The 11,893-nt window shown below is 71.7% G+C and carries 12 protein-coding genes; 8 read left to right on the top strand and 4 right to left on the bottom strand.

Annotation, left to right across the window (positions count from 1 at the left end; all coding sequences use genetic code 11):
* Positions 1-2: 2 nt before the first annotated feature.
* From ACZ7PG_RS24710 to ACZ7PG_RS24700, 3 genes are all read left to right on the top strand, one after another.
* A complete protein-coding gene (locus ACZ7PG_RS24710; protein ID WP_470241447.1) occupies positions 3-1,127 on the top strand; it encodes an alkaline phosphatase family protein in 1,125 nt (374 codons plus the stop codon).
* A gap of 79 nt (positions 1,128-1,206) precedes the next feature.
* A complete protein-coding gene (locus ACZ7PG_RS24705; RefSeq protein ID WP_470241446.1) occupies positions 1,207-2,289 on the top strand; it encodes an NAD/NADP octopine/nopaline dehydrogenase family protein in 1,083 nt (360 codons plus the stop codon).
* A gap of 219 nt (positions 2,290-2,508) precedes the next feature.
* Positions 2,509-2,814: a hypothetical protein gene (locus ACZ7PG_RS24700; protein WP_155541314.1), complete on the top strand. Its 306-nt coding sequence runs from the start codon at positions 2,509-2,511 to the stop codon at positions 2,812-2,814.
* A 36-nt stretch (positions 2,815-2,850) separates the two neighbouring features.
* Here ACZ7PG_RS24700 and ACZ7PG_RS24695 read toward each other — a convergent pair whose 3' ends face one another.
* A complete protein-coding gene (locus ACZ7PG_RS24695; protein ID WP_470241445.1) occupies positions 2,851-3,390 on the bottom strand; it encodes a GNAT family N-acetyltransferase in 540 nt (179 codons plus the stop codon).
* On the opposite strand from ACZ7PG_RS24695, the gene ACZ7PG_RS24690 reads away from it, so the two are divergent.
* A complete protein-coding gene (locus ACZ7PG_RS24690; protein ID WP_470241444.1) occupies positions 3,389-4,150 on the top strand; it encodes an alpha/beta fold hydrolase in 762 nt (253 codons plus the stop codon). The genes ACZ7PG_RS24695 and ACZ7PG_RS24690 overlap by 2 nt on opposite strands.
* On the opposite strand, the gene ACZ7PG_RS24685 is transcribed toward ACZ7PG_RS24690, so the two are convergent.
* The gene (locus ACZ7PG_RS24685) at positions 4,138-4,950 is read right to left on the bottom strand and encodes a phosphotransferase (protein WP_470241443.1); all 813 of its coding nucleotides are present in this window, start codon (positions 4,948-4,950) and stop codon (positions 4,138-4,140) included. The genes ACZ7PG_RS24690 and ACZ7PG_RS24685 overlap by 13 nt on opposite strands.
* Positions 4,951-5,084: 134 nt before the next feature.
* Here ACZ7PG_RS24685 and ctaD point away from each other — a divergent pair, with 134 nt between their 5' ends.
* The 4 genes from ctaD to ACZ7PG_RS24665 all read left to right on the top strand — a co-directional run bounded on the left by ctaD (position 5,085) and on the right by ACZ7PG_RS24665 (position 9,417).
* Positions 5,085-6,875: an aa3-type cytochrome oxidase subunit I gene (gene ctaD, locus ACZ7PG_RS24680; RefSeq protein ID WP_470241442.1), complete on the top strand. Its 1,791-nt coding sequence runs from the start codon at positions 5,085-5,087 to the stop codon at positions 6,873-6,875.
* A 115-nt stretch (positions 6,876-6,990) separates the two neighbouring features.
* Positions 6,991-8,220 carry a phosphoserine phosphatase SerB gene (gene serB / locus ACZ7PG_RS24675; protein ID WP_470241441.1) on the top strand — a complete coding sequence of 410 codons (1,230 nt, stop codon included), beginning with the start codon at positions 6,991-6,993 and terminating at the stop codon, positions 8,218-8,220.
* Complete coding sequence (locus tag ACZ7PG_RS24670) at positions 8,217-8,996, top strand: peptidyl-tRNA hydrolase (RefSeq protein WP_470241440.1); 780 nt, start codon at positions 8,217-8,219, stop codon at positions 8,994-8,996. Before serB ends, ACZ7PG_RS24670 begins: the two co-directional genes overlap by 4 nt.
* A 16-nt stretch (positions 8,997-9,012) precedes the next feature.
* Entirely contained in the window at positions 9,013-9,417 is a 405-nt protein-coding gene (locus ACZ7PG_RS24665; protein ID WP_372664169.1) for an OsmC family protein, read from the top strand.
* Here ACZ7PG_RS24665 and ACZ7PG_RS24660 read toward each other — a convergent pair.
* Together ACZ7PG_RS24660 and ACZ7PG_RS24655 are read right to left on the bottom strand one after the other, a co-directional pair.
* Positions 9,414-9,755, bottom strand: a complete 342-nt coding sequence (locus ACZ7PG_RS24660) for a hypothetical protein (protein WP_364626108.1) — start codon at positions 9,753-9,755, stop codon at positions 9,414-9,416. The two genes, ACZ7PG_RS24665 and ACZ7PG_RS24660, sit on opposite strands and share 4 nt — an antisense overlap.
* Before the next feature lie 58 nt (positions 9,756-9,813).
* Positions 9,814-11,865, bottom strand: a complete 2,052-nt coding sequence (locus tag ACZ7PG_RS24655; RefSeq protein WP_470241439.1) for an ATP-dependent DNA helicase — start codon at positions 11,863-11,865, stop codon at positions 9,814-9,816.
* Positions 11,866-11,893: the final 28 nt, after the last annotated feature.

Raw genomic sequence — 11,893 nt, 5'->3', positions numbered from 1 at the left:
GCGTGCAGCCGCCTTCGCTCGCCGACGTTCCCCACCTCGGCCAGGTCGTCCCGTCCCTGCTCGCCGCGCTCGGGGTGCCCGGCTTCGCGAACACGCTGGCGTTACCGGAGGCCCGCAGCGCCGGGGTCCTGCTGGTCGACGGGCTCGGCTGGGAGCTGCTGGCCGAGCACGCCGCGGACGCGCCGGTGCTGACCGAGCTGGCCCGCGAGTCGCTGCGCGTGGGCTTCCCGTCCACGACCGCCGCCGGGGTGGCGGCGATCGGCACCGGGCTCGCGTCCGGCGAGCACGGCATGGTCGGCTACACGTTCGAGATGCCCGGCACGGGCGTGCTCAACGCGTTGCGCTGGTGCAGCCACGAAGACGGCAGCGACCTGCGTGGCGCACTCCCCCCGCGCGAGGTGCAGCCGCTGCCGACGACGTTCGAGCGGGCCGCGTCGGCCGGCGTCGACGCGGCCGTGGTGTCGGCCGCCAAGCTGCGCGACACGGCCCTGACCCTGGCCACGCAGAGCGGTGCGCGGTACGCCGGGGTGCACGCGCTGGGCGACCTCGCCGCGCGGACGCTGTCGGTGCTCGACGGGCGCGCGTTCTGCTACTCCTACCACGGTGACCTCGACCTCATGGGGCACGTCTACGGCCCGGGTTCGGCCGCGTGGCGGGCGCAGCTGCGGCAGGTCGACCGGCTCGTCGAGTCCCTTGTGGACGGTCTGCCGGCCGGTGCCCTGCTCGCGGTGGTGGCCGACCACGGGATGGTCACCGTCGACGACAAGCTCGACCTCGAAGACGTCCCGGAGCTGCTTGCCGGGGTCCGGACCTTCGGGGGCGAGGTGCGGGCGCGGCACGTCTACACCGAGCCGGGCGCGGCCGCGGACGTCCTCGCGGCCTGGCGGGCGGTGCTGGGCGAGCGGGCCTGGGTGCGGTCGCGCGAGGAGGCCGTCGCCGAGGGGTGGTTCGGGCACACGGTCAGCGACCGGGTGCTGCCGCGGATCGGCGACGTCGTCGCGGCGGCCCGCGGGCGGTTCGGGATGGTGCGGGGGCTCGCCGAGGCCGTGGAGACGTCGCTGATCGGGCAGCACGGGTCGCTCACCACGGCCGAGCAGCTGGTGCCGCTGGCGCTCGCCCAGGGGTGAGCGGGCCCGGTTTCCGGGAACTTTCCCCGGCGGTCCGCCGACCTGTCCACTGCGTACCCGAGTGGCGGGAGTGGGCGGAATGGACGGGATCGGGGTCGTCGGGGCCGGTGGCGAGGGGCGGGCCGTCGCGGCGCATCTCGCGTCGCTGGGGTTGCCCGTGCACCTCTGCACGCGGGATCTCGCGGCCGTGGCGGAGATCGCGCGTCGCCGGGAGATCGTCGCGAGCGGGGTGCTCGACGGGCGGTTCCCGCTGCGGGAGGTGACGGCGGATCCCGCGTCGCTGGCCGGGCGGGCCGTGGTGTTGGTCGCGACCGTGACCACCGCCTACCCGGAGGTCGCCGTCCGGCTCGCGCCGCACCTTCGGCCCGGGCAGGTGGTGGTGCTGTTCTCCGGCAAGCTGTGCGGGAGCGTCGAGTTCGCGCACGCGCTCGCCGCCGCCGGGGCACCGGAGGTCGACGTCGTGGAGACCGATGCCCTGTTCGCCGCGCGGCCGTCCGGGACCGGCGGGGTGACCGTGCTGGGCGCCAAGGGCTGGAATCTGATCTCCGGTTGCACGCCGGCCGCCGTCGGACGGCACGCCGGGCTCCTGCGCGAGTGGTTCCCGATGCTGGAGGTCGCGCGCAACCCCGTCGAACGCGGCCTGCACGACTTCGGCGCGGTCGCGCACGTGCCGATCGCGCTCGCCAACCTCGGCACCATCGACCGGGCGGAGGAGCTGCTGTTCTACGTCGAAGGCGTTTCCCACCGCACGATCGCGCTGCTGGAGCGGACCGAGGCCGAGTTCGCCGCCGTCGCGCGGGCGTACGGCGCCCGGCTGCTGCCCATGACCGAGGTCCTCGACCGCTACTACGGCTGCCCGGCCACGACGCTGCTCGACGCGTTGCGGACGGTGGAGCCGTACCGGACGATCGCCGCGCCGACCAGCCTCGACCACCGGTTCCTCACCGAGGACATCCGCTCCACGCTCGTGCCGCTGCAGGCACTCGCGCGGTGCGCCGCGGTCGCCACGCCGATGGTCGACGCCGCCATCACGATCATGTCCGTGCTCGGAGGAGAGGACTTCCGGCTGACCGGGCGGACGCTGGCCCGGCTCGGCTGGGACGGGCTCGGTCACGACGGGATCCGGCGCCGGCTGCGGGCCGGTGGCCGGGTCGCGGCTTGAGCTCCGACGGGCATCACGCGTGTCTGGAGAGGCATCTCGCGTGATTGGAGGGGCATCACACGTGATTGGGGAGGCATCACGCGTGATTGGAGGGTCGACTCGCGTACCTGGTTGGACGACACGCGTACCTGGGTGGACGACTCGCGTATCCAGATGGACGACACGCGTACCTGGGTGGACGGGTCAGGGGCGGGTGCGGGGGGCGGATACCGTTTGGGGGTGCCTCGACGCAACCGTCCCGGCCGCCGGGCGGACGGCGGGCCGCCCGAACGCGAGCTCGGTGCCGCGACCGGGTGGGCGCGGGCCGAGTCCGGTTCGGACGGCGACTGGCTCGTGCGGACCGTGCCCGGCTCACAGGCCACCAAGGACTACCGCTGCCCCGGCTGCGACCACGAGATCCGGCCGGGCACTCCGCACCTCGTCGTCTGGCCCGCCGACGAGACCGGCTCCGTCGCCGACCGGCGGCACTGGCACCGCGCCTGCTGGGACGCCCGGGCGCGCCGGCGGCCGAACCGCCGCCGGTGACGCGATTCCTTCTGGAGTTGTCAAACATCGCCCGGCTCAGCGCCGGTAGTGCCGCGAGAAGGCGCCGTCGTACATCTCCTCCGTGTACTCGGTGAAGCCGAGCCGCTCCGCCACCCGCAGCGACGGCTTGTTGTCGACGCTGACGCTCGCCAGCACCGGCACCGACGGCAGCTCGCGGGCACACCACTCCAGGACCGCCAGCCCGGCCTCGACGGCGTACCCCTTGCCCCACGCCGACGGCCGGAACCGGTAGCCGAGGTTGAGCACCTTCTCGCCGTGGAACTCCCGCAGCCGCACCCCGCACATGCCGAGGACCTCGCCGCCGCCGCGTTCGGTCACCGCGGGGTAGCCGAAGCCGTGCTCGGCCCAGTGCGCCAGCCACTCCGAGAACATCGCCGACGCGCGCGGGACGTCGGGCGGGTCCGGGTGGAAGCGGTTGGTGCGCGGATCGGTGTGGATGTCGACCATCGCCTGCCGGTCCGCCTCGTGGAGCGGACGCAGCAGCAGCCGGTCGGTTTCGATGTCGGTGAACACATCGGCGAAGCTAGCGCGGGGGTCCGACAAAATATCCGGCATGACCGAACTGCCGCTGGTCCTCCTCCACGCCTTTCCCCTGGACGCCCGCATGTGGAACGCGGTGCGCGAGCCCCTCGCTTCACACCTTCGGGTGATCACCCCGGACCAGCGCGGGCTGGGTCGCTCGCCGCTGCCGGAGACGGACCGCGAACCGAGCCTCGAGGACGCCGCGCGCGACGTCGTCGCCCTGCTGGACCGCCTGGAGCTGGACCGCGTCGTGCTCGGCGGCTGCTCGATGGGCGGCTACCTCGCCATGGCGGTGCTGCGGCTGGCGCCGGAACGGGTCGGTGGGCTCGTGCTCATCGACACCAAGGCCGCGCCCGACACGCTCGAGGCCGCGCAGAGCCGGCTGGACGTCGCCGAGCGCGTCGACCACGAGGGCATCCACGGCTGGCTCGCCGAGGCCAACCTGCCGAACCTGCTGGCCGCGTCGACGCGTGAGCGGCGGCCGGACATCGTCGAGAACGTCCGGGAGATCATCGAATCGCAGCCGCCGGCCGGGATCTCGTGGACGGCGCTCGCGCTGCGGACCCGGCCCGGCTCCCTCGAACTGCTCCGGGAAGCGAAGGTCCCGGCGCTGGTCGTCGTCGGCGAAGAGGACCCGATCACCCCGGTGGCGGCCGCGAGCGAGATGGTCGAGGCCATGGACGGCGCGACGCTCGTGGTGCTCCCGGAAGCCGGGCACCTGACGCCGCTAGAAGACCCGGCGGGCGTGGTCGAAGCGATCCTCTCCTGGTACCCGGCGACTCACGAGAAATAGGCGGCGAGCGCCGACCGGGCGCCGTCGAGCCGGTGCGGGAACCGGATCGCGATGACGTACTGCCAGACGACCGAGTACAGCTCTCGTAGCCGCGTACACACCTGAAGCGCCTCTTCGTCCACTTCGCCCGGGTATGCGGCCAGGTACTCGCGGCCACCCTGCCGGGCGAGGATCCCGAGGTCCCAGGCCAGCGGTCCGAGCCACGTGTCCTCGAAGTCCAGCCAGCACGGGCCCGCGGGAGTGGCGATCAGGTTGCCGGGGTGCGCGTCGCCGTGCAGCGGCTGCACGGCGACGTCCGGCAGCAGTGCGGCGAGGCGGTCCGTCTCGCCGCGCAACCGGGGGTCCAGGTCGTGCCGGTCGAGGATGCGGACCAGGTCGTCGAGCGGTCCTCGCCGGGGCAGCTCGCCCGGGTAGTCCCGCAACGCGGAGTGCACCTCGGCGAGCGAACGCGCGACGACGTCCGGTGCGTACCGGTGGTCCGGATCGTGCGGGGTGTGGTGCCAGAGCGTGACCGGCAGCCCGTCGGCGAAATGCGGTCCGGCCGGGGGATCCGTGGTCGGTGAGACGACGAGCACACCACGTTCGGTGAGGAACCGGGAGAGGGCGAGGTCCCGCTCCTGCCACGCCGGACCGGGCCGCGCGAGGCGGGTGGTCCCCGGCACCCGCGCGACCAGCGGACCCAGCTTCACCAGCACGTTCGAGCGTTCGTGGAGCACCTCGGGCTCGTGCTCCGGCAGACCCAGCCGGGAGGTCACGGTCCGTGCCGCGCGCACCGCGGCGCGCGTGTATTCGTCGGCCACGGCCCGATCTTGCCAGCCGGTGCGCGCGACTGTCGGTGACGAGGGCTACGATCCCCCATGACCGCTGAACCGGGCGTTGCCCACCTCGGCGGCCGGACGATGACCACCACGAGGTTTGAGTGTTGGAGGCAGGAGTGACGGCCGTAGCCCCCAAGCCGATCGCGACGCGCCCGTACCCCGCGCGCGAGTCGGTCAAGGGTTCGTACCTGCTGCGGTTGTTCCGCACGACGGACCACAAGCAGATCGGGATCATGTACCTGGTCACGTCGTTCGCCTTCTTCATGGCGGGCGGCGCGATGGCCATGCTCATCCGTACCGAGCTGGCGCGACCCGGGCAGCAGTTCCTCTCGCAGGAGCAGTACAACCAGCTCTTCACCATGCACGGCACGGTGATGCTGCTGCTGTACGCGACCCCGATCCTCTTCGGTTTCGCGAACTTCGTGCTCCCGCTGCAGATCGGCTCGCCGGACGTCGCGTTCCCGCGGCTGAACGCGTTCTCGTACTGGCTGTACCTCTTCGGCGGCCTGATCGTGCTGTCGGGCTTCCTGACGCCGGGTGGCGCCGCCGACTTCGGCTGGTTCGCCTACACCCCGCTGTCGGACGCGATCCACTCGCCGGGCGTCGGCGCGGACCTGTGGATCTCCGGCCTGGTGGTCTCCGGTCTCGGCACCATCCTCGGCGCGGTCAACATGGTCACCACCGTGGTCTGCCTGCGCGCGCCCGGCATGACGATGTACCGGATGCCGATCTTCACCTGGAACATCCTGGTGACGTCGATCCTGATCCTGCTCGCCTTCCCGATCCTGACCGCGGCCCTGATGGGCCTGCTGGCGGACCGGCACCTGGGTGCGCATGTGTTCGACCCCGAAAACGGCGGGGTGATCCTCTGGCAGCACCTGTTCTGGTTCTTCGGCCATCCAGAGGTCTACATCGTCGCGCTACCGTTCTTCGGGATCGTGTCGGAGATCTTCCCGGTGTTCAGCCGCAAGCCCATGTTCGGCTACAAGAGCCTGGTCTGGGCGACGCTGGCCATCGCGGCGCTGTCGGTCGCGGTGTGGGCGCACCACATGTACGCCACCGGCGCCGTGCTGCTGCCGTTCTTCTCCTTCATGACCTTCCTGATCGCGGTCCCGACCGGCGTGAAGTTCTTCAACTGGATCGGCACGATGTGGAAGGGCCAGCTGTCCTTCGAGACGCCGATGATCTTCTCGATGGGCTTCATCGTCACGTTCCTCTTCGGCGGCCTGACCGGCATCATGCTGGCCGCGCCGGCGATCGACTTCCACGTGTCGGACAGCTACTTCGTCGTCGCGCACTTCCACTACGTGCTCTACGGCACGATCGTGTTCGCGACCTTCGCCGGTATCTACTTCTGGTTCCCGAAGATCACCGGCCGGATGATGGACGAGAAGCTGGGCAAGTGGCACTTCTGGACCACGTTCATCGGCTTCCACGGCACGTTCCTCGTCCAGCACTGGCTGGGTGCCGAAGGCATGCCGCGCCGGTACGCGGACTACCTGACCAGTGACGGCTTCACGACGCTGAACACGATCTCGACGATCGGTGCGTACATCCTCGGTGCCTCGACGCTGCCGTTCATCTGGAACGTCTTCAAGAGCTACCGGTACGGCGAGATCGTCACGGTGGACGACCCGTGGGGCTACGGCAACTCGCTCGAATGGGCGACGTCGTGCCCGCCGCCGCGGCACAACTTCACCGAGCTGCCCCGGATCCGCTCCGAGCGGCCGGCGTTCGAGCTGCACTACCCGCACATGATCGAGCGCATGCACAGCGAGGGCGAGATCGGCTTCTTCGGGAAGCAGAAGGTCAACAGCCACGCGGCGCCGTCGCAGGTGCTCACCGAAGCGCTGATCCCGGGAGACCACTCCCAGGACAACGCCAGCGAGCAGGGCGACGACAAGTAGGACCTGATCGAGTGAGCGCGTGCCCGGCTTTTGTGAAGCCGGGCACGCGCTCTACTTATGTCCGGGGCCGGACCGGCAGACTGACCGTGCAGCGTCGCCGAACGAGGGATGACCAGTGACCCAGACCCCCGTCCTGATCACGACCACGGGCCCCGACAAGCCGGGCGTCTCGTCCGTGCTGTTCGCCGTGCTGACCCGGCACGACGTCGACGTGCTCGACGTCGAGCAGGTCGTCATCCGCGGGCAGCTCGTGCTCGGGGTGCTCGCCGGCGTGTACCGCGATCCGGAGGGCCTCCAGGAGTCGGTCGAGCAGGCGATGGCGTCCGTCGGCATGACGGTCGAGGTCAAGATCGGCTCGGCGATCGGGGACGACCCGTTCGCGCTGGGCCGCCGCGACTCCACGCACGTGCTGGTCGTCCTGGGCCGCCCGGTCACCGCGCGGGGCTTCTCGGAGGTCGCGCGCCGGCTGGCGTCGCTGGGCGTCAACATCGACGGGATCCGCAGCGTCGCCGACTACCCGGTGACGGGCCTGGAGCTGTACGTCTCGGTCGACGGGGACACCCCCGAAGCCGACGCCGCGCTGCGTTCGGCGCTCGCCGACGCCGCGGTCGAGGTGGGTGTCGACATCGCGGTGGAACGGGCCGGGATCACGCGCCGGGCGAAGCGGCTGGTCGTCTTCGACGTCGACTCGACGCTCATCCAGGGCGAGGTCATCGAGATGCTGGGCGCGCACGCCGGGGTCGAGCCGGAGATCCGCGAGATCACCGAGGCCGCCATGCGCGGCGAGCTCAACTTCACGGAGTCGCTGGAACGCCGGGTCGCGCTGCTGGAGGGCCTGCCCGCGTCGGCGATCGACGAGGTCGCCGCGTCGATCGAGCTGACCCCGGGCGCCCGCACGACGATCCGCACGCTTAAGCGGATGGGGTTCAAGACCGGCGTGGTGTCCGGCGGGTTCACGCAGGTCATCGGGGGTCTGGTGGAGGAGCTGGGCCTCGACTTCGCGGCGGCGAACGAGCTCGAGATCGTCGACGGCAAGCTCACCGGGCGCGTCGTCGGGGACGTCGTCGATCGCGCCGGCAAGGCGAAGGTGCTTCGCCGCTTCGCCGGCGAGTACGACATCCCGCTGGAGCAGTGCGTCGCGGTCGGGGACGGCGCCAACGACATCGACATGCTGTCGGCGGCGGGCATGGGCGTCGCGTTCAACGCCAAGCCCGCGCTGCGCGAGGTGGCCGACACCGCGCTGTCGCACCCGTACCTGGACGCCGTGCTGTTCGTGCTCGGCCTCACCCGCGGCGAGGTCGAGGCGGCCGATGCCGCCGACGGGCTTGAGCTGATGCGGCCGTGAGCAGCGTTCTCGACCCCCTGGGCGCCCGCTACGCCTACTGGCTCGGGCTGCCGGCCGAAGACACTTCGGACACTTCCGACGAGCTCCCGGAGGAAGTCCGGGCGATGCCGGTGATCCTGCGCATCGAGCGGGCCGAGCCGCCGGGGCGCACGCCGCTGCTGGAGGCCGCGGCGGCCGCCGCGCTGGCCGTCTGCCTCGACGAGCGTGCCGAGCCCGGCGGCGAGTGGGCCGAGCCGATGCACGCGTGGCTCGACAACCGGATCCGCAAGGTGGCGCGGCGGGCGCGAGGTGCGCACTGGGCGGCCGTCCAGGACCTGCCGGGCATCACGGTCGAGATCGACGGCGCCGAGGCGCGGGCCCTGGTGCCGGGCCTGGTCGCCGAGGCCCCGAAGGAGGTCTCGCGGCTGCAGATCTCGGGCAGCGAGCTACCGCCCGACGAGCCGGGGCCGTTGCCCGCCGGCGTTCCGCTGCTGCTGCTCAACCCGCACGCGCCGATGACCGTCGGCAAGGCCGCCGCGCAGGTCGGGCACGCCACGATGATCCTCGCGGCGCTGCTGGACGACGACGCGCTGGCCGGTTGGGCCGCGCGAGGCTACCGGACCGCCGTGCGCACGGCGAGCGTCGCGCGGTGGAAGGAACTGCACCCCGGGGACGACCCCGAGGGCGCGTGGCGGCGTGATCGCGTCGTCGCCGTCCGGGACGCCGGGTTCACCGAGGTCGATCCGGGCACGATCACGGTTCTTGCCCAGTGGGAGCCGGAACAAGCGGTTTCCTGAGCGGGTTGGAGCGGGCATGGGACTCGAAGTACAGCGCGACGGCCAGCACTCGTTCGTCGGCCGCAACGACCGGGGCGCCGAGGTGCGGCTGGGCCGCACCGGCGCCGAAGGGGCGTTCTCGCCCGCTGAGCTGCTGCAGATCGCGGCCGCGGGCTGCAGCGCGGTGACCGCCGAGGAGCTGATCACGCGGCGGGTGGGCGAAGACGCGAAGTTCCGCGTGACCGTCAGCGCCGACCGGCGTGAGGGCGCTTCGGAGCTGGACGCCGTGCACGTCGCGTTCGATGTCGACGTGTCGACTTTGGCCGCGGATCAGCGGGAAGCGCTGGCCGGTGCCGTGGATCGCGCGATCGAGCGGCTCTGCACGGTGAGCCGGACGCTCAAGAAGGGGATCCCGGTGACGGAGGAGTTCCCCACCGCCTAGTTCTCGCTGGACTCCCAGACGACGTACGCCTGGTCGGCGTCGGTCGTCATGGCCTCGATGAACTTCTCGTTGTCGAAGCCCGGCAAGGACTGCAGGCGCTCGATCAGCGCGTCGGCCGCCGGGTCGCCGCTCGGCACCGCCGTGCCCTTGCCGTCGGTTCCCACCAGCATGAAGAACACGTCTTCGTTCCAGGGGCCGTCGGGAATCACCCGGACCATCACCGATGACAGAGCAGCCCACGTGACAGCTTCTTCGCTGCCGTCCGCGAGCCGCCGCCGCACACCGGTGTCGTCGACACTGACGGTCCGGGACTGTGCGCTGGACGAATCCTGGGTCAACCGGTGCTCCTTAGCTGCTTCGGTTGCTTCACCGTACCGGGCGGTGTTGTGGACCGCGTCACGCGGGCGCGGCAGCGTCCAGCCGGCGCAACGCGTCGCGGGCCACCTTCGGGTCCATCGTCGGCCAGAACGGCGGCAGCGAAGCACGGAGGAATCCGCCGTAGCGGGCGTTCGCGAGCCGCGAATCCAGCACCGCGACCACGCCGCGGTCGGTGACCGACCGGTGCAGCCGCCCGGTGCCCTGGGCCAGCAGCAGCGCCGCGTGCGTCGCCGCCACGGTGAGGAAGCCGTTGCCGCCGCGCGCTTCCACCGCGCGCTGCCGCGCCGAGGAGACCGGGTCGTCCGGGCGCGGGAACGGGATCCGGTCGACGACCACGAGCTGCAGCGACGGCCCGGGGACGTCCACGCCCTGCCACAAGCTCAGCGTGCCGAACAGGCACGTGCGGACGTCCTCGGAGAACTTCTGCACCAGCAGTGACGTCGAGTCCTCACCCTGGCAGAGGATCGGGAAGTCGAGCCGCTCGCGCATCTCCTCGGCCGCCTGCTTGGCCGCCCTCATCGAGGAGAACAGCCCCAGCGTGCGCCCGCCCGCGGCCTCGACCAGCTCGGCCAGTTCGTCCATTGTGGACGTCGCGAGGCCGTCGCGGCCCGGCGGCGGCAGGTGCTTGGCCAGGTAGAGGATGCCGTTCTTCTTGTGGTCGAACGGCGACCCGACGTCCAGGCCGATCCACTTGGGGCCGGAGTCGGTGTCGGACGGTGCTTCCTTGTCCGTCGCGGCTCCCGGCGCCTTCTCGACGCGAGGCGCGCCCGGCGGGAGCCCCCACTGGCGCGCCATGGTGTCGAACGTGCCGCCCAGGGTCAGCGTCGCCGAGGTGAGGATCGTGGTGTGCTGGTTGAAGACGCGCTCGCGCAGCAGCCCGGCGACGCCCAGCGGCGCCACCTTCAGCGCCGGCGGCCGCGGGTTCGACGAGAACTTGTCGCCGGAGAGCCAGACGACGTCGCGCTGGTGCGCCTGGTCGTCGTCGAACGCCTCCAGCAGCCGGACCGCGGTGTCGTGCACCTCGTCGAGCAGCGAGCGTGCCAGCTTGCGCGCGGTGGCCCCTTCGACGTCCTCCTTGCGGTCCGAGCCCAGTGAGGTGATGCACCGGTGCGCGGCGTCGCGGATCGCCGGGATGGCGCCCTTCAGCGGCTGCGGCAGCTGGTCCATCCGGCCCGCGGGCAGGTCGTCGACGATCAGCGCCAGCCCGTCGCCCGCCTCCAGGAGGCCGTCGGCGACGTCGGCGTCGATCAGCTTGCCGCAACGGCGCGCGGCCGACGCGCACATCGCGCTGGTCAGCTCGCCGGTGGCGACCGAGGTGACGCGGTCGACGAGGTCGTGCGCCTCGTCGATGATCACGACGTCGTGGTCGGGGAGGACCTGGTAGCCCTGCAGCGCGTCGATCGCCAGCAGCGCGTGGTTGGTGACGATGACGTCGGCGCGGCCGGCTTCGGCACGGGCCTTCTCGGCGAAGCAGTCCGTGCCGATCGGGCAGCGGGACGCGCCGAGACATTCCTTCGCCGTCACCGATACCTGGCGCCACGCCTGGTCGGTGACGCCGGGGACGAGCTCGTCGCGGTCGCCGGTTTCGGTGTCCGACGCCCACTCCCGCAGCCGCGTCACCTCCTTGCCCAGGCGTGACACCGCGAACGGGTCGAAGAGCTGGGCGTCCTCCGGCTCGTCTGGCGCGCCGGAATCCAGGCGGTGCAGGCACATGTAGTTGCGGCGGCCCTTGAGGATCGCGAAGGTCGGTTCGCGGCCCAGGGGCTTCTTCAGCGCCTTCGCCAGGCGCGGGAGGTCGCGGTCGACGAGCTGGCGCTGCAACGCGATCGTCGCCGTGGAAACCACGACGGTGGCTTCCTTTTCGACGGCGTGGCGGATCGCGGGAACGAGGTAGGCCAAGGACTTGCCGGTGCCGGTGCCGGCCTGCACGGCCAGGTGCTCGCCGGTGCGGATGGCGCGGCCGACGGCGTCCGCCATCTCGACCTGCCCTGGACGCTCGGCACCCCCGACGGACTCCACCGCGTGGGTGAGGAGTTCGAGGACGCCGGGGAAGTCAGTTCGAGCGGGCACAGCGACACATTAGCCGCCGCCTCCGACA

The sequence above is a fragment of the Amycolatopsis sp. NPDC114504 genome (assembly GCF_055633595.1).
The sequence above is the reverse complement of the archived record's forward strand: the minus strand, read 5'-3'. Positions and strand labels throughout refer to the sequence as shown.

Coding starts and splice junctions, on each gene's coding strand:
- ACZ7PG_RS24705 (WP_470241446.1), top strand. CDS start 1,207: ATGGACGGGATCGGGGTCGTCGGGGCCGGTGGCGAGGGGCGGGCCGTC.
- ACZ7PG_RS24690 (WP_470241444.1), top strand. CDS start 3,389: ATGACCGAACTGCCGCTGGTCCTCCTCCACGCCTTTCCCCTGGACGCC.
- ACZ7PG_RS24695 (WP_470241445.1), bottom strand. CDS start 3,390: ATGCCGGATATTTTGTCGGACCCCCGCGCTAGCTTCGCCGATGTGTTC.
- ACZ7PG_RS24665 (WP_372664169.1), top strand. CDS start 9,013: ATGGGACTCGAAGTACAGCGCGACGGCCAGCACTCGTTCGTCGGCCGC.